Genomic DNA, 22,125 nt, shown 5'->3' with positions numbered 1-22,125 from the left:
TAGGAGGAAACGATATGACAGACCATCCAATTCAAGGATTAATGATGACAGCAATGGAAAACTTAAAAGAAATGGTCGATGTAAATACGATCGTTGGTGACCCTGTAGAGACACCAGACGGAAGCGTAATTATGCCTGTTTCAAAAGTAGGTTTTGGTTTTGCTGCTGGTGGTAGTGAATTTGTAGTAGATCACCACGGGCAAGAAGATGCCCATCCATTTGGTGGAGGTAGTGGTGGCGGAGTATCTATTACACCAATTGCCTTTTTAGTTGTAAATAGTGAAGGTGTAAAAATGGTTCACTTAGACAGCAACACTCACTTATACGAAAAATTACTTGATTTTGCTCCACAAGTTGTTGAGAAAATTCAACAAATGGTCGGAAACGGTTCAAATGGTGGAACTCAAGCGACACCTCCTCCTGCAACACCAAACACTACAACGACTGATAACCAAACACCACCACTATAAAGAATGGGGTCTCCCCATTCTTTTTTTTGGCATATTTTTAGAAACTCATGTAATATAAGGATGTACATATTTTCTAAGGGGGAATTTTCTATGGCATCTGTCACGTTTAAAAATAATCCTGTTACATTGATCGGTTCTGAAGTGAAAGTAGGGGACAAGGCTCCTAATTTTTCAGTTTTAGCAAATGACTTGTCTGAAGTTACTCTGGCTAATTCTGAAGGGAAAGTGCGCTTAATTAGTGTTATTCCTTCTATTGATACAGGCGTATGTGATCAGCAAACTCGTCGTTTTAATGAAGAAGCGGCTGGTCTTCCTAACGTTCAAGTTTATACAGTAAGTGTTGACTTACCATTTGCTCAAAAGCGCTGGTGTGCAGCGGCGGGAATTGAAAATATAGAAACGGTTTCAGACCATCGTGATCTGTCTTTTGGTAACGCTTTTGGCGTAGCGATAGAAGAATTACGTTTACTTGCACGTTCAGTATTCGTAATTGATTCTAATGATGTAGTAACGTATGTGGAGTACGTATCTGAAGCTACTAGTCATCCTAATTATGAAGCTGCAATCGAGGCTGCTAAAGCAGCTAAATAAGTAATTACCTTTTACCTGCTGCTAGATTCAGCAGGTTTTTTCATTGGTGTGGGAAACCTTTGTATATATCGTATCAGTTTAGTTAAAATGATGACTAAGGCAAAGATAATGATTTCATGTAAGACTAGAGGAGAGAAATGATCATGAAAGTAGAAACAACCAAAACAGAAGTACTATATACATACTTAGATGAAACGGCCACTTTTTTAGAAGAACACTGGACGGTAACATACCTCGAAGGAATTGCAGAAGCTGGTGAAAACTTATTTACAGGAGAGATCTGTCAAACCGTTTTAGAAAAAGAGCAGTTATGGCTACAGGAAAGGTTGGAAAAAATTAAAGCGGTTGAATTCACACAAGAAGAAGTTCGAAAAGCTTTTCAACTAGCCGTCTTAAAGGGAATGAAAGGTGTAGTTCAACCTCATCACTCTATGACACCAGATGCAGTATGCCTTTTCATTAGTTATTTAGTTAATAAGGTGATCGGGAAAAATAAACAAGACGTTAGTTTGCTTGATATGGCGGTTGGATCAGGTAATTTACTTTCAGCCTTAGCCAATCAAACAACTTGTCCACTACAAGCTTACGGCTTTGAAGTTGATGAGACATTACTAAAACTAGCGTTTGTTAGCGCGAATTTACAAAAACATGAAATTCAATTGTTTCATAAAGACAGTGTTGAACCTCTCGCATTACCGGAAGTCGATCTTGTTGTAACAGATTTACCAGTAGGTTATTACCCGAAGGATGATGTGGCACAATCTTATACATTGAAATCAGAGGAAGGACATTCTTTTATCCATCATCTGATGATTGAACAAGCCATTGCGAAGACGAAAGCTGGCGGATACTTATTTTTTGTTGTGCCTAACTTCCTCTTTGAGAGTGAACAGGCTAAGCAGTTACATGATTTCATAAAAAAAGAAGCCAATATTTTAGGGTTGCTTCAACTACCGAAGACAATGTTTCAATCACAGCAAGCTGGAAAGAGTATTTTTATGCTTCAGAAAAAAGGAGATAAAGTGATTGTTCCTAAGCAAGCTTTACTTGCAGAGTTACCTTCCTTTAAGAATAAAGAAGCATTAGCTGATATGATTAAACAAATTAATAAATGGTTTGAGAAAGAATTACGTATACTATAACGGCAAGCCATCCAAACCAGCAAAAAAGGAAGAAAAGCGCTTCTGAATATCGGTGAAGTGGCGGTGGCTCCGCGCGGGGCGCGATTAAACTGAGAAGAGCGCTCAGTTTATCTTAAGAGCGGGCCCCGGCTATGCCCACCGCATCCAAACCAACAAAAAAGGAAGAAAAGCGCTTCCTTTTTTGTTGGTTTGGATGTAACCGTTTTTCTGAACCGTTTTCAAATCTGAATATAATGAATATGGTTGTAAATCGTTGAATTTGCTTGAAATGGTTGTTTTGTGATGCTTAAATGAAAGAGGTATAAATGGTTTAGCTTGAATTAAAAAAGGAGCTGTATTTAAAAAAATGGCAAAGATTATTGCGATTAATGCTGGTAGTTCTTCATTGAAATTTCAACTGTTAAATATGCCGGAAGAGACTGTTGTGACAAAAGGTCTTGTTGAGCGTATTGGTCTAGAAGATGGTGTGTTTACGATTGAAGTTAATGGAGAGAAAAATAAAGAAACGCTTAATATCCCTGATCATGCGTTTGCAGTTAAAACTTTATTGGACAAGCTTACAGGTTTAGGGATTATTCAATCACTAGACGAGATTGATGGAATTGGTCATCGTGTTGTGCATGGTGGAGAAAAATTTAATGATTCCGTTTTGATCTCTGATGAAGTTCTAGCGGGAATCGAGGAAGTATCTGAGCTTGCTCCGTTACATAATCCTGCTAACGTAGTGGGAATTAAGGCTTTCAAAGAGGTTTTACCTAATGTTCCTGCAGTAGCTGTGTTTGATACAGCTTTTCATCAAACAATGCCAGAGTCTTCTTTCTTATATAGTTTACCTTATGAGTACTATAAAGAATATGGGATCCGTAAATATGGTTTCCATGGTACTTCTCATAAATATGTTTCTGAACGTGCAGCTGAGTTATTAGGACGTCCGCTTGAGCAACTTCGACTGTTGTCATGTCACCTTGGTAATGGTGCTAGTATAGCAGCAATTGAAGGAGGGAAATCAATTGATACGTCAATGGGCTTTACTCCTCTTGCTGGTGTAACAATGGGAACTCGCTCGGGTAACATAGATCCTGCTTTAATTCCTTATATCATGGAAAAGACAGGTCAAGATGCAAACGGCGTACTAGATACATTAAATAAGCGTAGTGGACTTTTAGGGGTTTCTGGTTTCTCAAGTGACCTTCGTGATATTGAAAGTGAAGCGGAATCTGGAAATGAGCGTGCGGAGTTAGCACTAGAAGTATTCACTTCTAGAATCCATAAATATGTCGGTTCATATGCTGCTCGTATGAGTGGTGTTGATGCGATCATATTCACTGCAGGTATTGGTGAAAATAGTGATGTCATTCGAGAGCGCGTATTAAAGGGTCTTGAGTTTATGGGTGTTTATTGGGATCCAGCACTAAATAAAGTCCGTGGAAAAGAAGCTTTCATTAACTATCCACATTCACCTGTTAAAGTTCTAATCATTCCAACAAATGAAGAAGTAATGATTGCACGCGATACTGTTCGCTTATCACAATAAGACTTTCTGGACCCCCTAAGGTATAATCCTTAGGGGGTTTTATCAAATAAGTACCTCACTTTACATTTTCTAAGATGGCAAGCTATCATTAAGACTGAATACTTTCTATCTCGCATAGAATGAAGAAGTAGCGAATAGGGAGGAATGATTGTGAACGAATGGACTGAAGGAGAAACCATAGTTGATTTCTTTCTAATTAGAGATAGAGAAATAAAACAAGCTTCAAATGGTAGTGAGTATGCAAATTTTACAATTCAACGAAATTTGCATATGATGCTCGCCAGGCTGTGGGACATAACTATAGAACAAAAAAAACAATTAGTAAAAAAATCAATAGTCAAAATTGAAGGGACTATCATTACGTATCGTGGGCAACAACAATTAAATATAAAAAGAATTCGTTTAGCGACCGAAGAAGATGAAGTGAATGTATCTGAATTGATTTCAAGAGAAGGGGTTCAAAGAGAGGCACTTTGGCACGAATTGCGTTTAATCATGGAAGAAGTACACTCTCCAACACTTGCAGAGGTCATCAAGACTTTATATAAGCGAAAACCGCTTCGGGACAGACTGACGACAATTCCTGCATCTAAAAATTATCATCACCCTATTATGCTGGGCTTTTGGATCATATTGTTCATATTAGTCAATGCGCGTTGCAGTTGCTTCCTCTTTATCCTCAATTAAACCGTGATGTCATTTTAACAGCTTGCTTACTCCATGACATAGGTAAAACAGAACTATTTACTGAGGCAGTTGCCCCTGATTATACAACTGCTGGAGAATTACTAGGTCATATAACGCTAGGGCTTGAACTCATTCAAGATGCGGCTAGAGAAGCAGGAATTTCAACAAGTAATGTTGAATTAATGAAAGTAAAGCATTGTATTGCGAGTCAGTTTGGAGAGATACAAAATGGATTTGGAAGTCCGGTTTCTCCTAAAACGGCGGAGGCTGTCTTTTTTCAACATATTAAGCAAATGAATACGATGTTGCATGCGTTTGAAATGATACAAGAACGATCAAACGAAGAGTGGACATACTCGCCTATGTTTAAAAGAAAAATGTATACGAGTAAAGAGGGATACGAATGAATCAAAGATGGAATGAAATAAAAGAATGGGAAGAGTTATTTTTCCATTATGATGCAACAGACCTAGGTGGAACTTATCATAAGTGGAATGAACGTGTGTTACAACAGCTAGGACCAAAACAAAAGCAGAAATGGTTAGAAAAAATGGATGCTTGCTTGATTCATTTTCATGCTTGGTTACAAAACAGTCATTCATATGAAGAAACGAAGAAAAGAGTCATTTCACATGCTCGAATTTTTGCGCCTCATATATCAGAAGTTGAAGAACTTCAAAATCTTCCGTTAGAACAACTTGATTACTTAGCAGAACAATTAATGGCCAAACAACGCTTGCTTGCTTTAGGGCAAGGTGGTTTAACAGGAATGGGAGGAACTTTCCTTTTGCTAGCCGATCTTCCTGCTCTTGCTGTCATTCAATTGCGATCTCTGCAGTATCTAGCGTTAGTTTATGGCTATGATGTAAGACGCCCTATCGAAATGGTTAATTTATTGAAGTTATTTTACGTAGCGACATTACCGAAGGCTTATCAAGCCGAAGAGTGGGACAAGTTGATTGAGGAAGTGGAACAGCAAGATCGGGATCATGTTTTTTATGAAGGTGATGACTCGATTCTCAAGCAAGAGAGCCTTGAGCAGTTAACGAATCAATTAATCAAGAGTTTCGTTATAACGATGCTTCGCAAGAAATTAATTCAAGGCGTGCCTCTTGTAGGGATGGCAGTTGGGGCTGGAATGAATTATCGTTTTTCTCAACAAGTGATTGAAATTGGACAGCGCTTTTATCAAAAAAGAAGACTGTTAGATGAATGGATATAAAAGGGAGACTGTTAGCGATGCTAACAGTCTTTTTCTTAAATTAAAATAAAACAGGCAACAAAAGTGGCTATTATACTTACTATGTCATTGTAGGTGTTACTCGAAACCAAATCCATAATTCATTAATAGTTGATGCAAGCTCAGCCATTTTAAGGTTAAGTTCACAGGAACGATCAAAATCTTCTTCCTCGGTTAATTGTTGATGAACTAGTTCTATCGTTTGTTCAATTTCCTTAATACGATCTGGAATGATTCCTCTAATCGTCTCCCATTTTGCTAATATTTGTTCTTGTTGTTCTTTGCTAATTTCATGCCATGATCCATCAATAGAAGGAAGAAAGAGGTCGAGACGTTGATCGTATATGAATTCAATTGTCACTGCATATCACCTCAATTTAAATATTAGCGAATGCTTGCTGAAAATGGAATTAAAAACAACTAAAAAAACAAAAAAATTACTTGCCAAAACCAAGTACCCCTGTTAAAGTAATGAATATTAATAAGAATTGATTTTGGTTTTATGCAATTTGGTGCGAGTAATGAGAGCACTCATTTTTTTGAATAAGTATGTATAAAAATAATATTTTAAGTATTAATATTCACTGGAGGTTATGAGAGATGAGTAAAGAGAAAGTTGTATTAGCATATTCGGGTGGTTTAGATACATCAGTTGCAATTAAGTGGTTATCAGATAAAGGTTACGATGTTATTGCTGTAGGATTAGATGTAGGTGAAGGTAAAGACCTAGATTTTGTAAAACAAAAAGCTTTAGATGTTGGTGCAATTGAATCTTATTCTATTGATGCGAAAAAGGAATTCGCTGAAGATTTTGTTTTACCTGCTTTGCAAGCTCACACAATGTATGAAGAAAAATATCCACTTGTATCTGCACTTTCTCGTCCTCTTATCTCAAAGAAGTTAGTGGAAATTGCTGAGCAAGTTGGAGCTAGTGCGGTTGCTCACGGTTGTACAGGAAAAGGAAATGACCAAGTTCGTTTTGAGGTTTCGATTCAAGCCTTAAACCCTAATTTAAAAGTTCTTGCACCAGTACGTGAGTGGGGCTGGTCTCGTGATGAAGAGATTGCCTATGCAAAAGCAAATAATGTCCCAATTCCAGTTGACTTGGATAATCCATACTCAGTTGACCAAAACTTATGGGGACGTGCAAATGAGTGCGGAATCCTTGAGGATCCTTGGGCAACACCACCAGAAGGAGCATACGAGCTAACAGCTTCTTTGGAAAACACTCCTGATCAAGCTGAAATCATTGAGATTGGTTTTGAGCAAGGTGTACCTGTCTCGTTAAATGGCAAAGCTTATCAACTAGATCAATTAATTCTTGAACTCAACCAAGTTGCAGGAAAGCATGGTGTAGGACGTATTGACCATGTAGAAAACCGTTTAGTTGGAATTAAGTCTCGTGAAGTGTATGAGTGCCCTGGAGCGATGACTCTAATCAAAGCACATAAAGAATTAGAAGATATTACTTTAACGAAAGAAGTAGCGCATTTCAAACCAGTTATTTCTAAAAAGCTTTCTGAAGTTATCTATGATGGTCTTTGGTTCTCGCCAATTACAAAGGCATTACAAGCATTCTTAGCTGAAACACAAAAAACGGTAACGGGCGTTGTGCGTGTTAAATTATTCAAAGGTCATGCAATTGTAGAAGGACGTAAATCTCCGTATTCACTATACGATGAAAAGCTAGCAACGTATTCTACAGATGATGAATTTGATCACAGTGCGGCAGTTGGTTTCATCTCACTTTGGGGATTATCAACAAAAGTAAATGCAATGGTCAACAAAGAGAAGAAGGAGGTCACACAATAGTGACAAAGCTTTGGGGTGGACGTTTCACGAAAACGGCTGAGGAGTGGGTCGATGCATTCGGTGCGTCGATCGGCTTTGATCAGGCACTTGTGGACGAAGATATAGAGGGAAGTTTAGCGCACGTAACAATGCTTGGGAAATGTGGCATTCTTCCAGCAGAAGAAGTGGAACAAATTAAATCGGGTTTAAACATTCTTCGTGAGAAAGCCAAAAAAGGAGAGCTTGAGTTCTCTGTTTCAGAAGAAGATATTCATTTAAATCTTGAGAAAATGCTTATTGATGAGATTGGTCCAGTTGGCGGTAAACTTCACACTGGTAGAAGTCGTAATGATCAAGTAGCAACAGATATGCATTTATATTTACGTAATAATACAAAAGAAATCATGTCAGCTGTGAAGAAGTTACAAGAAGCTCTTTATACACAAGCGACAAAACATGTAGAGACACTGATCCCTGGTTATACACATTTACAACGTGCGCAACCAGTATCATTTGCTCATCATTTGCTTGCTTATTTTTGGATGCTAGAGCGTGACTATGGTCGTTATGAAGATAGTTTTAAACGTTTAAATATATCTCCATTAGGAGCAGGTGCATTGGCGGGTACAACTTTTCCAATTGACCGTGCTTACGCTGCTGAATTATTAGGTTTTGATGATATTTATCATAATAGCCTAGATGCGGTAAGTGATCGTGATTTTATTGTTGAGTTTTTAAGTGCTTCCTCTATGTTAATGATGCACTTATCTCGCCTTTGTGAAGAATTAATTTTATGGTCTACACAAGAATTTCAATTTATTGAAATGGACGATTCTTTTGCAACAGGTTCAAGTATTATGCCTCAAAAGAAAAATCCTGATATGGCTGAACTAATTCGTGGAAAAACAGGGCGTGTTTACGGGAATTTGTTCTCGCTATTAACAACGTTAAAAGGGCTTCCTTTAGCTTACAATAAAGATATGCAAGAAGATAAAGAAGGTATGTTTGATACTGTTGAAACAGTAAAAGGATCTTTAAATATCTTCGCAGGTATGATTGAGACCATGACAGTGAATACAGATAAAATGGAGAAAGCTGTTCATCAGGATTTTTCAAATGCAACTGAGCTAGCTGACTACCTAGCAACAAAGGGAATGCCGTTCCGTCAAGCCCATGAGGTCGTAGGTAAACTTGTTTTAGTAGCTATTCAAAAAGGTGTGTTCCTGCTTGACTTACCGTTTTCTGATTATCAGGAAGCAAGTGATCTATTTGAAGAAAATATATTTGATGTTTTGCATCCAAAGACGGTTGTAGCTCGTCGGAACAGTGCAGGTGGAACTGGATTTGATCAAGTTAAGAAAGCTCTTGAAAAAGCAGAGCATGCTTTAACATTTTCAAGTAAAGCTTAACTCTCTTTCACATATTAATGGTAGTTGTGCCCATACTAACAGAGTAAATTATTTACCTTGGAGGGAGGGGCAACCACATGAAAGAGCATAAGTTAACGAATGCAACCTATGATGCAGACGGAGAAATGACTGTACATCAACAGGTAATGGACTCATATAGCCATGGTACACATGATGAGCAGCGTCATCAGGATGAAATGGAGCATCAATACGACAAAACGAAATACTAGAAATTAGAGATTGATTTTTAAGTGACTAAGATAGCTAAATGCTATTAAGGCCCTTATTAGTCAGTCTCTTTTTTTACTATCAATAGAAAACATAGTATGATAAAGAAGGTCTATTGAACGACCTCGAGTTTTTTGGGTGAGGAGGAATGTTTCATGCGTCATGCCTTTATAACAGCTGGAACAAAAGGACTCGGAGTTCAGGTGACAGAAGCTCTGTTAATGAACGGTTACTCTGTTACCGTTACCTTTCGAAGTGATGAGAAGGCTGTAGAGAAGCTACGAAATCGGTGGCTGGAATTTGAACAGAACTTGCAGTTTATTCAAGTGGATGTAACGAAAAAGAATGATATTGACCGAGCGGTAGATATGGCTTTGGAACGTTTTCAAACAATTGACTTGCTCATTAATAATGCTGGTCCTTATGTGTTTGAGCGAAAGAAGCTAGTCGATTATGAGGAAGATGAATGGAATAACATGATCGAAGGAAATTTAAGTGCCGTTTACCATCTACTTAGAAAAATTGTTCCGATTATGAGAAAACAACATTTTGGAAGAATTATTACATACGGATTTCAAGGAGCAAATAGTGCTCCAGGATGGATTTATCGTTCAGCTTATGCCGCTGCAAAAGTAGGGCTTGTTTCATTAATGAAAACTGTTTCAATTGAAGAAGCGGAGTATGGAATTACAGCGAATATGGTTTGTCCTGGGAATATATTAGGAGAAATGAAAGAAGCAACAATTGATGATGCAAGACAACATCGTGATAGCGAAACGCCTATAGGTAGGTCAGGAACAGGTGAAGATATCGCCCGTGCCGTTCTTTTCCTATGTGAAGAGAACGCAGATATGGTTACTGGAACCGTTTTAGAAGTGACAGGTGGAGTAGATGTGATCCATAGATATCGTTAATGTTAAATTTTGCATATAACTTCATTTGAGTGTGCATTATAAAGGTGAGGTGATGTATATGCGAAAATGGTGTTTTATCCAAGGCGTATTACTTTTACTAACCATTCTTTTGGCTTCTCCTGCTAGTGCCGCGGGAACGGAACTAATGTCCGTTTTTTCTTTACGGATTACAGTGGTAGAACAAGGAACTGAGTATGAGTGGGAATACGATAGCCCGAATAAATATGAATATGAGCAAGGTGAACGTGTAATAAAGGGAGACTTAGCAAAAGACAAAATGGAACACATTTTAGAAGTGTTACAGTTTGATGAAAATGAAAATGTCTCCAGTTTTGTGGAACGATTAAAACAATCAGATTATCCTAATTTAGAACGTGTAGACATTCGCTATATGGATAGTGATAGTCGATTGCATACATGGGTTTGGAATAAAGATCGTTAATAGCAAAAGCCTGAGGCATTCCATAAGGAATTACTCAGGCTTTCTTTATTTGAAAATAGCGGGCTTGAAAATTCGCTTCGAACCCGCTACCGGGATGGGGGCACGCTTTCCGCAGGCGGGCGTGGAACTAACCGGCTGCGCCGGTGGATTTCCACTTGCCCTTTCCTCCTGCAGGAGTCGGCCCCCCATCCCGTCCGCTTTGATTTGAGGAAAGATAGAATTTTCCTTCTCTTCAACGTTCTAACTTGTTTATTTTTATAAACTATTTCACCATCATTTATTTTATAATTTAAGTATTATATAGATGAAGGTGAACCTAATGATCTCAATGAAGAAACGATTGCGCTCAGTCCATTTAGGGACATCTATGAACTAGTTGTCCCTAAAGAGAATATGCTTCGGAAAATCAATCAGGCACAGCCGAGGAGGCTCGACACCTCCCCGCGGAAAGCGAGAAGGCCACTGAAAAGGTGTGTTTTTCACCTTTTCTCAGTGGCCTCTAAAGCGAGTGACTGGAGCGGAATGAAACGAACATATAGAGAACAAGTAACCAACCAGCCTCTCCAAAAGAAAATGACTAAACTCTCAAGTAAATCCTTCAAGCAAGTGAGTTCTGCATATTCAGTCAACAACCTCATGAAAGCCTTATTTTATTACTTGTAACTCTTTTGGATACTTAGTAAGACACTCATAACCAGTGGAAGTGACCAGAACATCATCCTCTATTCGCACTCCTCCAACAGAAGGAACGTAAATTCCAGGCTCTATTGTAAAGGTCATTCCTACTTTTAACTGATCCGTGTTTAATTCGTTTAAAGAAGGGAGTTCGTGAACTTCTGTCCCCAATCCGTGCCCAATTCTATGAGGAAAAAAGTCACCATAGCCCGCCTTCGTAATGATAGATCTCGCTTTTCGATCTAAATCGCCCAAAATGGTACCTTCACGGCATAAACTTAATGTATCCTCTTGAGCTTGTAAAACAGTATGATAGATTTTTTCCTGTTCTTCGCTTGGTTGTCCAAGCATCACGGTTCTAGTAATGTCTGAGCAATATCCTTCAAGCACGACTCCTAAATCAAATAATATAAATTCGCCTTCTTGAACTGGCTTCATACTTGGTTTTCCGTGAGGATTTGCCGATTGTTCTCCACTTAAAACTAAAGTGCCAAAAGACATTTCAGCTATCCCTTTTTTCTTTAGTTCAAACTCAATCAAAGCTATTATTTCCATTTCTGTTCGACCTTGTTTTAAAGCGTGGACACCAACTTCAACCCCAAAGTCTGCTAATTTAGCTGCCTCACGAAGGATCGCAATTTCCTCACTATTTTTTATTAGACGCAATTCCATTAAAGCTGCGTCACAGGAGACAAAAGAAAGACCAGGAGACAATGTTTGAAGGTGTTCTAGTCTGGTTACGGATAGAATATCTTTTTCAACGGCTATTTTTTCTCCTACCAAGCTCATGGAAGCTAAGTGTTTGTTAATGAGGCCCCATGGATCTTCATGGTCACTGTAACCGATAATCAAAAAATCAAAACCAGCTTGTTTGATTAGTGGCTTCTCCATGTTTGGACAGATGAGAAAGGGTTCTTTGTCAGGAAAAACAAAAAGAGCAATTAAGCGCTCATGTGGATCGCAGCGAAAACCCGTTAAATAAAAGAGGTTAGCTTTTCCTTGAATGACTCCGTAAGCGGCTTTTTGGTTCTTTATCCAATGTTGAATGGATTGTAGTCGATTATGTAACATGAAAGTCCCTCCAATCGTGAGATTATTCTTAATTTACCATCATATGATAGAATAAGAAAGAGAAGAGAAGAGGAGAAATTAAATGAAACTATTTTTTAACTACCTTTCTTTAACATTAGGAGCCATCATTGTAGCTATGGGATTAGAATTAATTCTAGCTCCAAACGGGTTAGTAGACGGTGGTGTAACCGCCATTGCAATTATGTTTAATTATCAACTTGGATGGCCAATATGGGTTGTGTATTTAGGATTAAATGTACCGACTCTCTTAGTCTCAGGTCGTTTCATGGGGAAAAAATTTGTTATCCGTACTCTTTATGCGAATGCCATAACGACTCTAGCTCTATGGTGGATGGCACCGATGGCTGCAATTACTTCATCTGAAGTATTAATCGTTTTGTACGGTGGTTTATTACTAGGGTTCGGTATAGGACTAGTTGTAAAAGCCGGTGGTGCCGTTGATGGAACGGAGATGATTGCGATCTGGGTGAATAGACGTTTTCACGTTCCAATTAGTACGTTCTTGCTCGCGGTAAACGCAGTTATTTTAACAGGGGCAGCGTTTATTTTCACACTAGAAAAAGCGATGTTTAGTATTGCTGTCTTTTATATAGTTTCAAAGATGATTGATTTTGTATTAGATGGGCTAAACCAAGGGAAATCAGTGATGATTATCTCGGATTATCCTCACAAAGTTGGCGAGAAACTGTTAAAAGAGTTGGATGTGTCGATTACGTATTTATATGGTCAAGGCGGTTATACAGGAGATGAGCGTTTAATTATTTATTGTATTACGAATCGCTTTATGTATCCCAAGCTGAAAGATGTTGTATTAACGATTGATCCAAGTGCTGTTCTTGAAGCATCCTATGTAACCGAAACTTCTGGCGTAAAAAAACAAACCTTTTTTTCGCAGAATGAAAATAATAAATAAGCAGGAAATTCAGTCAATCATGCTTAAATATAAAATAGACAGGGTATAGATAGCATAAAGGAGTCGATCATGTTGAAGGTTAGTTATCATGGACATTCAGTTGTGTTAATTGAAACAAAGAAAGCTCGTATTATCATTGATCCATTTATTACAGGGAATGGACTATGTGATTTGGATGCAGACCAGTTAAAGGTAGATGTGGTACTTTTAACACATGGTCATAACGATCATGTTGGCGATACAGTGGCATTGGCAAAACGAAATGATGCCCTAGTTATTGCTCCTTTTGAACTGGCAACGTTTTTAAGTTGGCAAGGTGTCAAGACACACCCTATGCATATAGGTGGATCACATCAATTTGAGTTTGGTACAGTGAAACTTACTCAAGCGTTCCACGGTTCTTCTTACACGATAGAAGAAGAACAAAAAATCGTGTACACAGGAATGCCAGCAGGAATTTTATTTACAGCAGAAAATAAAACTATTTTTCATGCAGGAGACACAGCGCTATTTAGTGATATGAAGTTAATTGGTGAGAAAACAAAGATTGATCTTGCCTTTCTACCTATTGGTGATAATTTTACAATGGGACCAGAAGATGCAGAGATTGCTGCAGAATGGTTGCAGGCAAAACGTGTTGTCCCTATTCACTACAATACTTTCCCTGTCATTGAACAAGATCCATTTGAGTTTGCTAATAACTTATCTGGCAAAAAAGGTCTTCCACTATCAGTAGGAGAGTCATACGATTTATAAACTAGAAGATCAAGCCTTTTGATTAAGGGCTTGGTCTTTTTCTTTTTACAAAAGCATACTTATTTAGAAAGGAAAGACTGGAGGGGTGCTTATGAAGCAAAGGTATTTTATGTGTTTTTTATTTTCCACCGCAATGCTTATTTATGGATTTGAATATTTGCCATTGAATGGGTCGGTAGTGGACCAGTTATTTGCCTGGGCTTGGATCGTCTTTGCTGTTATGGTGATAAGTGGGAATGTACTACACCTGTTATATAAGAAAAGCGAAGCAGGAAAGAGAGCTGTACCTTTAAGAAAACAAGAAAAAGTCAGAGCAAGGCTACGGGGATAATAATCTATGTAATTTATGTGAGCCTTGCTAGTCACTTCTTTCACACGTATAATATGTATTAATACAGTTTATATTTTTCGGTGAAACAGCCGAGTGAAAGTGTGGTGGCTATCATGGCTACAAAACATGAGCAAATTATCGAGTATATTACGAATTTAGAAGTAGGAGAGAAGATTTCTGTCCGGTCTATAGCAAAAGCACTTACGGTAAGTGAAGGCACTGCTTATCGTGCAATAAAAGAATCAGAAAATCAAGGGTTAGTCAGTACAATTGAAAGAGTTGGGACAATCCGGATTGAAAAGAAAAAGAAAGAGAATATTGAGAAACTGACCTATGCTGAGGTTGTCAATATTGTTGATGGACAAGTGTTAGGTGGAAGAGAAGGTCTGCATAAAACGCTTAATCGTTTTGTCATTGGTGCAATGAAACTTGATGCAATGATGAGATATGTAGAGGCTGGTAACTTATTAATTGTCGGTAACCGTGACCAAGTTCATAAAGTTGGACTTGAAGCTGGTGCGGCCGTGCTAATCACTGGTGGATTCGGAACAAGTGATGAAGCGATTTCAATTGCAGATGAATTAAATTTACCGATCATTTCCACAAGCTATGACACGTTTACAGTTGCAGCGATGATCAACCGCGCCATTTATGATCAATTAATCAAAAAAGAAATTGTTCTTGTTGATGATATATTAATTCCTTTTCAAGACACTTATTATATGACTACTCAAAACACGGTTGATAAATGGCATGATTTAAATGAAAAAACAGGTCACAGCCGTTATCCTGTCATCGATTCGAACATGAAGATTCAAGGAATGGTGGCTGCAAAGGATGTACTTGGGGCTTCTAAACAAACGCCTATTGAAAAAGTCATGACGAGTAATCCCATTACGGTAAATGAGCGAACTTCAGTAGCGGCCGTTGCCCACGTGATGGTGTGGGAAGGGATAGAATTACTCCCTGTTATTGATAATCAAAGAAAGCTATTAGGCGTTATTAGCCGTCAGGATGTCTTAAAAGCGTTGCAAATGGTGCAAAGGCAGCCTCATATTGGAGAAACGATTGAAGACATCGTTACAAGTCGAATTCAAGATATTTCAACAGACGAACTAGCCTTTCAGTGTGAAGTAACACCTCAAATGACCAATCAACTTGGAACGATCTCATACGGTGTTATTACTACATTAGTGACTGAGATTGGAAGCCGAGTACTACGTAAATTCAAGAAGGGTGATCTTGTTGTTGAAAACATCACACTTTATTTTATTAAACCTGTTCAAATCGACAGTGTAATCACAATCTTGCCCAAGGTACTAGAAGTAGGTAGAAAACATGGTAAGATTGATGTTGAACTCTATCATAATGGAAAAATTACAGGAAAAGCATTAATGATGGCACAGCTAATTGATTAAAATCAAAAAGGGCGTTATCTAAAAAGGTGATTTAATAACCTTTTTGGATAACGCCCTTTGAACCGTTTAGTTGTCTAACTGAGCAATATAATGTCTAGACGCCCGGTAGCCAAAGATTACATTCGCTATTCCAAGGATGGAAAAGACAGCTCCTACAATCATGTCGATTGTGCTTCTTGGGAAAATAAGCAAATTAGCTCCAAAAGCAGTTAAAAAGAAGCCAAGTGCATAAGTAGATTTTGTTTGATAGATTCGTTTTAAAAGTGATTCTGTTACTTTCCATGATTTAATCTTGTTATACAAGAAGAAAACAGCTGATACAACAATGATAATAGTAAGTAATTTATCCATTTAAAAAGACCCTCTCTTTCATGTTAGTTTTAGTTTGAAAACAGATATGCTATGTTAATAACAAATTAAGTCATAGAGCCGTTGCAGTTCTAGTAGCAATTGTATCGTGATTGCTGATTTTTTGCTAGTGTAGGAACGGTGAACAAAAGGAGATAAGAGAATGATTGAAGCCATTCAAGAGAAAATAAAAGAGTATCAAACCATTATTATTCACCGCCATGAGAGACCAGACCCAGATGCCTTAGGTTCTCAATTAGGCTTAGCTCAATTGATTAAAGAGTTATATCCAGAGAAAAAAGTTCGAGTTGTAGGAGAAGAAGAACCCTCGCTTGTGTTTCTAGGTAACATGGAACAAGTATCAGATCTTGATTACGAGAATGCTTTAGTCATTGTTTGTGATACAGCTAATACACCGCGAGTAGACGATAAAAGGTTTAACAATGGTGCTTTTCTCGTTAAGATTGATCACCATCCTAACGAAGAACCTTATGGTGATTTAGTATGGGTTGATCCATCATTTAGTTCAACAAGCGAAATGATCGTGGAGTTCGTTATTCAAGGAGGGAAACATGGCTATTCACTTAGTCCAGAATCTGCATTGCTTTTGTATGCTGGAATTGTAGGGGACACGGGCCGTTTTTTATATGACAACACGACTCCAGACACGCTCAGACGAACAAGTCTTTTAATTGAACAAAATTTTGACCAAACTAAATTCTACTCAAACTTACATAAAAAAGAGTTGAAAATGACTCGTTTACAAGGATATGTTTTACAACACTTCTCTATTATTTCAGAGGTTGTTGGAGTCATGAAGATAACCAAAGATGATCTAGAGCAGTTTCAAGTATCATCAAGTGAATCGTCGCAATTAGTAAATGCGTTTTCGGATGTGGAAGGATTAAAGGCTTGGGTGTTTTTTGTAGAGGATACTGATAAAATTAGAGTCAGAATTCGTTCAAAAGGCCCGGTTATTAATAAGATAGCGGCGGAACACGATGGAGGAGGTCACCCGCGAGCAGCAGGCGCAACAGCTTATTCATGGGATGAAACAGAAGAGATCATAGCCAAGTTAGTGGACGCTTGTAAATAAGTTTTGGTGCTTGAGTGTCCTTTACATGTTTGTTCCATTGTGCTCCAGTCACTCGCTTTCCGCGGGGAGGTGGCGAGCCTCCTCGGCTGCGCCTGTGGGGTCTCGCCCCTACCTCTTTTTCCCGCAGGAGTCGAGTGACTTCCGCTCCATTTCACTAACAGAAAAAACAATTTCATAGCAACAATTTTTACGAAAAAACCCATAAAAAAAGGACAACAAAATGTAGTGTAATGATTTTGTCGTCCTTTTTATTTATCTATCTTTACACATCTTCAACGGGAATAAACCAAGAACCAATCTCTGTTGCATCCTCATGGACATGTATATTGCTTTTTTCTAATTCTTTACGAATGAGTTCAATTACTTCTTTGGATTCAGCAAATGCGGATAGGCCATTTTTAATATTGTCTACTTTTTCCAATGCCATTTCTTTACGATTTAGCACCATTTCTTTTCCAGTAACGTCCATTTTAATCCCTCCTATCAAATAAGAGCTATAATGTAATTATACACGAAAATATACTCCATTTTGATGAGGGCTAGAAAGAGTTTGAAAAATTGTGATATTTAACTGGAAGGGACAATTTCAACATAGATGTGTAGAGTAGTAAAAAGATCTGTTTCTCTTACAATGAGTTGATACTTTTTTTCTCCAACTGGGAACACTTTATTTTCAAGGGTACTCTTCATGAGCTGTCTCATATTGTGAACAGTCTCAATGTCTTTTCGTTTCACATCTTGCAATTCATTTAAAGCTTGCTGTTTTAGATCAAGTAACGTTAACTGGTTTAATCGGAGTCTACGATCATTTAAAAAATGAATTTGGATGTCTTGAACAGTTAAATCTTTTTGATTTTCTTCGTTTAGTTTCTTTTGTTCGCTAACAAGAATTTCTATGTTTTTTTCTAAAGATTCAATGGTCGCTTCTTGTTCAGATAAACGAAAGATTAAGCCTTCATACACTTGTCCATACTGATAAATAAAGAAAAACCAACCTAAAAGAATTCCGAGAATAATTCCAGCAAAGAAGCGTTGGACGGTTCGACGCTCAAAAAGGGGAGGAACCCTCATGATGCTATGGAATCCCCAACGATCCATTGAATGAAGACCGTACCAGAGTGTGCACCACATAACGCTGCTAAAATCATAAAGCCAGTTTTAAAGAGATCATCATGTGTACCGTAAAAAAGACCTCTTTCAATATTCGTAATGGCATCAAACGTCCCTCCAATTGCAGCAACAATAGCCCAAATCTTTAGACTGCCAGCTAAATCGTGTATGACGGATAAAGGCGGTTTTCCTATTAAAAAGGCTCCAATTCCACCAATGATTGCCCCACCAATGATCACTCCAAAAGCAACGAAGAAATCAATAATGAGTGTAGCAAGAAGTTCGCGAGTCAACATGTGGATCCACCTCTCTTAAACTTTGTCTATATCACTTTCTTCTAAACGTATAAGCTTATCCCTATCATATATAAGACAAGTATCAAGATTTTATGACAGAAAATAAAAGTTCGTTAAGCACACTGATATTAATTAAAGGACAATCTGTACTATACTAGAGGAAAGATCTTTACAAAGATAAGATGAGGAGAGTTGAACATGGAGATTGTGCCACATTATGTTTATAGCGAATACAGTCTTCTATCATCGACGAATCGAGTAGAACAACTAGTAAAAAGAGCAAGTGAATTAGGTTATAAGGCCATTGCATTAACTGATAAACATGTAATGTATGGAGCTGTACCTTTTTATGAAGCTTGTATCAAACATCAAATCAAACCGATTTTTGGGTTAGAACTAACAATCACTATGAGTGAAGATTTAAATAAGGTAGCCTCGCTAAGAGTTTATGCTAAAAATCAAAATGGATATCAAAATTTGCTTCAACTAGCAACTGCTATTGGGCATAAATCAGGAAAAGTTCAAGCTTTATTGAAAGAAGAAGCCCAGCCTTTATTAACAGATTTAATGGTGGTGCTACCTTATCATAATGGTCCTTTTTCAAAATGTAGTGTTACTGACGGATTAAATTGGTTAAAAAATTGGCAAAACCTCGAATCCATTCATTCGAGTGATTGGCTGTTAGAAGTTCAAGCTGAGTCCAGTTCAAATGCGCATGACAGCCAGCTTATAAAACAAATTCAAGAAAAAACAGGAATGCCAGTGATTGCGGCAAATCCATGTTTCTTTCTAGAAAAAAAGGACGCTAAGCTATTTCAAGTAGTCCGTGCTATTCAAAAAGGGATAAAAGTTGAGGATCATCCTCTAACTAAAGAAGAGCTTACGTATTATTTGAAGAGTCCAGAAGAAATGAAAGAGCTTTATAAAGGTGAAGAAAAAGCCCTTCAAGCCACTCAGATATTAGCAGAAAGATGCTCTGTTCAGTTAGAGTTAGATAAACCTAAATTACCAACATTCCCAAGTGGTCAAGCTCAAGATTCTAGTGAATTTTTGAGAGAATTATGCATAAAAGGCACTCAATTACGATATGAACATATAACCGATTCCATTAAAGAACGTTTAGAAAAAGAGTTAGAGGTCATTGAAAGAATGGGATTTAGTGACTACTTTCTAATTGTTTGGGATTTTATGAAATATGCTAGAGAACGTGGGATTTTAACAGGTCCAGGACGTGGATCAGCCGCCGGTTCACTAGTGGCCTATGTTTTGCAAATTACCGATGTTGATCCGGTACAATATGATCTATTATTTGAACGATTCTTAAATCATCAGCGTGTATCGATGCCGGATATTGATATTGACTTTCCTGACCACCGTCGTGATGAAGTGATTGCTTATGTTCAAAAAAAATACGGAAAAGAACATGTCGCTCAAATTATTACGTTTGGAACGCTGGCAGCAAGGGCGGTTACTCGAGATGTTGGTAAAGCACTCGGAACGGATAGTTATTTAATTGAACAGCTAGTTAAGCAAATTCCTGCAGCACCAGGTATGACGCTTAAAAAAGCTGAAAATGAAAGTGCAGTTCTTAAAGATTTAATCGCGCAATCAGAAGAATTATCAGAGTTATGGGAAATCGCACAAGGATTAGAGGGACTCCCTAGACATGCGTCGACTCATGCCGCAGGAGTCGTCATAAGTAGTGAGCCTCTAACAAAGGTGATGGCATTACAAGCAGGTCAATCGACCATATCGTTAACCCAAGCAACGATGGATATTGTTGAGAAGCTAGGCTTACTTAAATTTGATTTTCTTGGCTTACGTAATTTATCGCTTTTAGAGAATATTATTAGTTTGATCAAACAGCAAATTGGAATAAATATTAAGCTCTCTGAAATTCCTTTTAATGATCAAGAAACGTATCACCTACTGAGTAAAGGAGAAACAACAGGGGTCTTTCAGCTAGAATCGGCTGGTATGAGGCAAGCACTTAAACAATTAAAGCCGACAGAATTTGAAGATATCGTTGCTGTAAATGCTCTTTATCGTCCTGGACCAATGAAGTACATCCCGACATATGTAAAAGGTAAATATGGAAATGACCCTATTTCTTACGCTCATCCTGACTTAGAACCGATTTTAAAAAGAACTTACGGGGTGCTCATTTACCAAGAGCAAATTATGGAGATAGCGGTTGTAATGGCAGGATTCTCTCTTGCCGAAGCTGATATTTTAAGGCGAGCTATTAGTAAAAAGAAGAAAGAAGAATTAGCTGAACAGAAAGAAGCTTTTATAAAAGGTGCTCTTAAAAAAGGGTATTCGCATGAAGGAATAGAACAAGTCTACGATCTCATTGAAAGATTTGCCGATTATGGCTTCAACCGAAGTCATGCAGTCGCTTATTCTATGATCAGTTACTATTTAGCTTATTTAAAAGTGAACTATCCGTTAGCTTTTTATACTGCTCTTTTATCTGGTGTTTGGAACCAGCCTGATAAGCTAGCACATCACATTAGAGAATGTAAAGAAGCTGGGTATCCTGTTTATCCCCCTTCTGTGTTGAAGAGTGGTATTCTTTTCTCGATCGAAGAAAAAGGAATTAGGTTTGGGTTATTACCCATTGCTCATGTTGGTTTTCAAGCAGCGAAATATGTTGTTGAGAAAAGAGATACAACAATAGCAGATTTGTTTAGTTTGGCTGTTAAACTCGATCCTAAAATCGTTAATAAAAAAGCAATTGAAAATATGATAAAAGCTGGAGCAATGGATGAATTTGGAGAAAATCGCGCGACACTTCTTTATGCTGTTGAGGAAGCCGTTCGTTTTGCTTCTGAAGTAAATTCGTTTCAAGAGGAAACAGAAGGACTTTTTACTTTAGATATACAGCCTCCTACATACAGAACACTTGAACCTCTCTCAGATCAAGAAAAATTAGATTATGAAAAAGAGGCTTTAGGTTTTTATTTATCCGGGCACCCTATTGAAGCTTATACGAAGGTGCTAGCTTCAAATGGACGGATAACGATCAATGAAGCTTTAACATCTACTAAGGTTGTTAGAATAGCAGGGTTAATGACCTATCTTAAAAAAATTAAAACGAAAAAAGGAGAAGGCATGGCTTTTGCAGCTTTATCAGATGAATCTGATAGCTGTGAGTTAGTGTTTTTCCCCCGAGTGTGGAGTCAATATATGAATCTGATCGAAGAAGGAGAACTTTTCTTATTAGAAGGCAGGTTTGATTCGTCTAAAGAGCGAATTCAATTCATTGTAGACAAAGTCGCTTCAGTTAAAACGTTTAACCCCGCTAAGAAAACGAAATTATATCTTCGAATTGAAAGTGACTTGGAAACACAAGAATTGTTAGAAATGGTGAAAACAACCTTAAAGGCTCACCGTGGCACCATTCCCGTAATTTTATATTATGCGCGCACGAAACAAACACTCCATTTAACAGAGGAATATAGTGTTAATACAAGTCCAGCTTTTTTAGCAGGTATGAAAAAGTTAATTGGTGAAGAGAATGTGATTGTAAAGGAACCTTAGAAAAGATTGGAAAAATAAACTCTCTAGTATCTTCATATTTTCTCTTGGCTTCTCTATTAAATTTCTATATAATTAGAAATGCTTTTAGGTGGTCAGACC

The 22,125-nt window shown here is 37.8% G+C and carries 24 protein-coding genes; 18 read left to right on the top strand and 6 right to left on the bottom strand.

The window, feature by feature from the left end:
* The first annotated feature begins 14 nt into the window (after positions 1-14).
* The 7 genes from ytfJ (at position 15) to JCM9157_RS05440 (ending at position 5,646) form a co-directional block, all read left to right on the top strand.
* Positions 15-470, top strand: a complete 456-nt coding sequence (ytfJ, locus tag JCM9157_RS05465) for a GerW family sporulation protein (RefSeq protein WP_052012956.1) — start codon at positions 15-17, stop codon at positions 468-470.
* A gap of 90 nt (positions 471-560) precedes the next feature.
* A complete protein-coding gene (tpx, locus tag JCM9157_RS05460; RefSeq protein WP_035662921.1) occupies positions 561-1,061 on the top strand; it encodes a thiol peroxidase in 501 nt (166 codons plus the stop codon).
* A 143-nt stretch (positions 1,062-1,204) separates the two neighbouring features.
* Positions 1,205-2,203 carry a class I SAM-dependent methyltransferase gene (locus JCM9157_RS05455; protein ID WP_035662920.1) on the top strand — a complete coding sequence of 333 codons (999 nt, stop codon included), beginning with the start codon at positions 1,205-1,207 and terminating at the stop codon, positions 2,201-2,203.
* 346 nt (positions 2,204-2,549) lie between these two features.
* The gene (locus tag JCM9157_RS05450) at positions 2,550-3,737 is read left to right on the top strand and encodes an acetate kinase (protein ID WP_035662918.1); all 1,188 of its coding nucleotides are present in this window, start codon (positions 2,550-2,552) and stop codon (positions 3,735-3,737) included.
* A 150-nt stretch (positions 3,738-3,887) separates the two neighbouring features.
* Entirely contained in the window at positions 3,888-4,424 is a 537-nt protein-coding gene (locus JCM9157_RS25210; RefSeq protein WP_235714797.1) for a single stranded DNA-binding domain-containing protein, read from the top strand.
* A complete protein-coding gene (locus tag JCM9157_RS25205; RefSeq protein ID WP_235714795.1) occupies positions 4,400-4,831 on the top strand; it encodes an HD domain-containing protein in 432 nt (143 codons plus the stop codon). Before JCM9157_RS25210 ends, JCM9157_RS25205 begins: the two co-directional genes overlap by 25 nt.
* Positions 4,828-5,646: an EcsC family protein gene (locus tag JCM9157_RS05440; protein WP_035662917.1), complete on the top strand. Its 819-nt coding sequence runs from the start codon at positions 4,828-4,830 to the stop codon at positions 5,644-5,646. The genes JCM9157_RS25205 and JCM9157_RS05440 overlap by 4 nt, the downstream gene beginning before the upstream one ends.
* 79 nt (positions 5,647-5,725) lie before the next feature.
* Here JCM9157_RS05440 and JCM9157_RS05435 read toward each other — a convergent pair whose 3' ends face one another.
* Positions 5,726-6,025, bottom strand: coding sequence for a hypothetical protein (locus JCM9157_RS05435; RefSeq protein WP_035662915.1), 300 nt, complete (start codon positions 6,023-6,025; stop codon positions 5,726-5,728).
* A 239-nt stretch (positions 6,026-6,264) separates the two neighbouring features.
* Between JCM9157_RS05435 and JCM9157_RS05430 the strand changes: the two genes are divergently transcribed.
* The 5 genes from JCM9157_RS05430 to JCM9157_RS05415 all read left to right on the top strand — a co-directional run bounded on the left by JCM9157_RS05430 (position 6,265) and on the right by JCM9157_RS05415 (position 10,448).
* Entirely contained in the window at positions 6,265-7,476 is a 1,212-nt protein-coding gene (locus JCM9157_RS05430; RefSeq protein ID WP_035662913.1) for an argininosuccinate synthase, read from the top strand.
* Positions 7,476-8,864, top strand: coding sequence for an argininosuccinate lyase (argH, locus tag JCM9157_RS05425; RefSeq protein ID WP_035662911.1), 1,389 nt, complete (start codon positions 7,476-7,478; stop codon positions 8,862-8,864). Before JCM9157_RS05430 ends, argH begins: the two co-directional genes overlap by 1 nt.
* A 77-nt stretch (positions 8,865-8,941) precedes the next feature.
* The gene (locus JCM9157_RS24570; RefSeq protein WP_156321472.1) at positions 8,942-9,094 is read left to right on the top strand and encodes a hypothetical protein; all 153 of its coding nucleotides are present in this window, start codon (positions 8,942-8,944) and stop codon (positions 9,092-9,094) included.
* Positions 9,095-9,247: 153 nt separating this feature from the next.
* Positions 9,248-10,006, top strand: coding sequence for an SDR family oxidoreductase (locus tag JCM9157_RS05420; RefSeq protein ID WP_035662910.1), 759 nt, complete (start codon positions 9,248-9,250; stop codon positions 10,004-10,006).
* A gap of 58 nt (positions 10,007-10,064) precedes the next feature.
* The gene (locus tag JCM9157_RS05415) at positions 10,065-10,448 is read left to right on the top strand and encodes a hypothetical protein (protein WP_035662908.1); all 384 of its coding nucleotides are present in this window, start codon (positions 10,065-10,067) and stop codon (positions 10,446-10,448) included.
* Positions 10,449-11,093: 645 nt separating this feature from the next.
* Here JCM9157_RS05415 and JCM9157_RS05410 read toward each other — a convergent pair.
* Positions 11,094-12,194, bottom strand: coding sequence for a M24 family metallopeptidase (locus tag JCM9157_RS05410; RefSeq protein ID WP_035662907.1), 1,101 nt, complete (start codon positions 12,192-12,194; stop codon positions 11,094-11,096).
* A gap of 82 nt (positions 12,195-12,276) precedes the next feature.
* On the opposite strand from JCM9157_RS05410, the gene JCM9157_RS05405 reads away from it, so the two are divergent.
* From JCM9157_RS05405 to JCM9157_RS05390, 4 genes are all read left to right on the top strand, one after another.
* The gene (locus tag JCM9157_RS05405) at positions 12,277-13,128 is read left to right on the top strand and encodes a YitT family protein (RefSeq protein WP_035662905.1); all 852 of its coding nucleotides are present in this window, start codon (positions 12,277-12,279) and stop codon (positions 13,126-13,128) included.
* 72 nt (positions 13,129-13,200) lie between these two features.
* Positions 13,201-13,884 carry a metal-dependent hydrolase gene (locus JCM9157_RS05400; RefSeq protein WP_173401246.1) on the top strand — a complete coding sequence of 228 codons (684 nt, stop codon included), beginning with the start codon at positions 13,201-13,203 and terminating at the stop codon, positions 13,882-13,884.
* Between the two features lie 91 nt (positions 13,885-13,975).
* The gene (locus JCM9157_RS05395) at positions 13,976-14,215 is read left to right on the top strand and encodes a hypothetical protein (RefSeq protein WP_035662901.1); all 240 of its coding nucleotides are present in this window, start codon (positions 13,976-13,978) and stop codon (positions 14,213-14,215) included.
* A 113-nt stretch (positions 14,216-14,328) separates the two neighbouring features.
* The gene (locus JCM9157_RS05390) at positions 14,329-15,633 is read left to right on the top strand and encodes a DRTGG domain-containing protein (protein ID WP_035662899.1); all 1,305 of its coding nucleotides are present in this window, start codon (positions 14,329-14,331) and stop codon (positions 15,631-15,633) included.
* A gap of 66 nt (positions 15,634-15,699) precedes the next feature.
* On the opposite strand, the gene JCM9157_RS05385 is transcribed toward JCM9157_RS05390, so the two are convergent.
* The gene (locus JCM9157_RS05385) at positions 15,700-15,984 is read right to left on the bottom strand and encodes a YtpI family protein (protein ID WP_035662898.1); all 285 of its coding nucleotides are present in this window, start codon (positions 15,982-15,984) and stop codon (positions 15,700-15,702) included.
* A gap of 160 nt (positions 15,985-16,144) precedes the next feature.
* On the opposite strand from JCM9157_RS05385, the gene JCM9157_RS05380 reads away from it, so the two are divergent.
* Positions 16,145-17,077 carry a DHH family phosphoesterase gene (locus tag JCM9157_RS05380; protein WP_035662896.1) on the top strand — a complete coding sequence of 311 codons (933 nt, stop codon included), beginning with the start codon at positions 16,145-16,147 and terminating at the stop codon, positions 17,075-17,077.
* A gap of 262 nt (positions 17,078-17,339) precedes the next feature.
* Here the strand turns inward: JCM9157_RS05380 and JCM9157_RS05375 are convergent, their stop codons facing one another.
* The 3 genes from JCM9157_RS05375 to ytrH form a co-directional block, all read right to left on the bottom strand.
* Positions 17,340-17,546: a YtzJ family protein gene (locus tag JCM9157_RS05375; RefSeq protein WP_081734053.1), complete on the bottom strand. Its 207-nt coding sequence runs from the start codon at positions 17,544-17,546 to the stop codon at positions 17,340-17,342.
* A 98-nt stretch (positions 17,547-17,644) separates the two neighbouring features.
* On the bottom strand, positions 17,645-18,148 hold the full coding sequence (ytrI, locus tag JCM9157_RS05370) for a sporulation membrane protein YtrI (protein WP_035662895.1): 504 nt from the start codon (positions 18,146-18,148) through the stop codon (positions 17,645-17,647).
* Positions 18,145-18,480, bottom strand: a complete 336-nt coding sequence (gene ytrH / locus JCM9157_RS05365; RefSeq protein ID WP_081734064.1) for a sporulation membrane protein YtrH — start codon at positions 18,478-18,480, stop codon at positions 18,145-18,147. Before ytrH ends, ytrI begins: the two co-directional genes overlap by 4 nt.
* A gap of 201 nt (positions 18,481-18,681) precedes the next feature.
* On the opposite strand from ytrH, the gene dnaE reads away from it, so the two are divergent.
* Positions 18,682-22,026 (top strand): DNA polymerase III subunit alpha, encoded by a 3,345-nt coding sequence (gene dnaE / locus JCM9157_RS05360; protein WP_035662892.1) that lies wholly within the window; start codon positions 18,682-18,684, stop codon positions 22,024-22,026.
* Positions 22,027-22,125: the final 99 nt, after the last annotated feature.

The organism is Halalkalibacter akibai JCM 9157, assembly GCF_000513135.1.
Taxonomy (GTDB): domain Bacteria; phylum Bacillota; class Bacilli; order Bacillales; family Bacillaceae_D; genus Halalkalibacter; species Halalkalibacter akibai.
The sequence above is the reverse complement of the archived record's forward strand: the minus strand, read 5'-3'. Positions and strand labels throughout refer to the sequence as shown.

Excerpts from the sequence above, each read along its gene's own strand:
- JCM9157_RS05395 (WP_035662901.1), top strand. The coding sequence starts at position 13,976 with ATGAAGCAAAGGTATTTTATGTGTTTTTTATTTTCCACCGCAATGCTT.
- JCM9157_RS05410 (WP_035662907.1), bottom strand. The coding sequence starts at position 12,194 with ATGTTACATAATCGACTACAATCCATTCAACATTGGATAAAGAACCAA.
- dnaE (WP_035662892.1), top strand. The coding sequence starts at position 18,682 with ATGGAGATTGTGCCACATTATGTTTATAGCGAATACAGTCTTCTATCA.
- ytrI (WP_035662895.1), bottom strand. The coding sequence starts at position 18,148 with ATGAGGGTTCCTCCCCTTTTTGAGCGTCGAACCGTCCAACGCTTCTTT.
- tpx (WP_035662921.1), top strand. The coding sequence starts at position 561 with ATGGCATCTGTCACGTTTAAAAATAATCCTGTTACATTGATCGGTTCT.
- JCM9157_RS05375 (WP_081734053.1), bottom strand. The coding sequence starts at position 17,546 with ATGGACGTTACTGGAAAAGAAATGGTGCTAAATCGTAAAGAAATGGCA.
- ytfJ (WP_052012956.1), top strand. The coding sequence starts at position 15 with ATGACAGACCATCCAATTCAAGGATTAATGATGACAGCAATGGAAAAC.
- JCM9157_RS24570 (WP_156321472.1), top strand. The coding sequence starts at position 8,942 with ATGAAAGAGCATAAGTTAACGAATGCAACCTATGATGCAGACGGAGAA.
- JCM9157_RS05430 (WP_035662913.1), top strand. The coding sequence starts at position 6,265 with ATGAGTAAAGAGAAAGTTGTATTAGCATATTCGGGTGGTTTAGATACA.
- JCM9157_RS05450 (WP_035662918.1), top strand. The coding sequence starts at position 2,550 with ATGGCAAAGATTATTGCGATTAATGCTGGTAGTTCTTCATTGAAATTT.
- JCM9157_RS05455 (WP_035662920.1), top strand. The coding sequence starts at position 1,205 with ATGAAAGTAGAAACAACCAAAACAGAAGTACTATATACATACTTAGAT.
- JCM9157_RS05440 (WP_035662917.1), top strand. The coding sequence starts at position 4,828 with ATGAATCAAAGATGGAATGAAATAAAAGAATGGGAAGAGTTATTTTTC.
- JCM9157_RS05415 (WP_035662908.1), top strand. The coding sequence starts at position 10,065 with ATGCGAAAATGGTGTTTTATCCAAGGCGTATTACTTTTACTAACCATT.
- JCM9157_RS05420 (WP_035662910.1), top strand. The coding sequence starts at position 9,248 with ATGCGTCATGCCTTTATAACAGCTGGAACAAAAGGACTCGGAGTTCAG.
- JCM9157_RS05380 (WP_035662896.1), top strand. The coding sequence starts at position 16,145 with ATGATTGAAGCCATTCAAGAGAAAATAAAAGAGTATCAAACCATTATT.
- JCM9157_RS05385 (WP_035662898.1), bottom strand. The coding sequence starts at position 15,984 with ATGGATAAATTACTTACTATTATCATTGTTGTATCAGCTGTTTTCTTC.
- JCM9157_RS05405 (WP_035662905.1), top strand. The coding sequence starts at position 12,277 with ATGAAACTATTTTTTAACTACCTTTCTTTAACATTAGGAGCCATCATT.
- JCM9157_RS05390 (WP_035662899.1), top strand. The coding sequence starts at position 14,329 with ATGGCTACAAAACATGAGCAAATTATCGAGTATATTACGAATTTAGAA.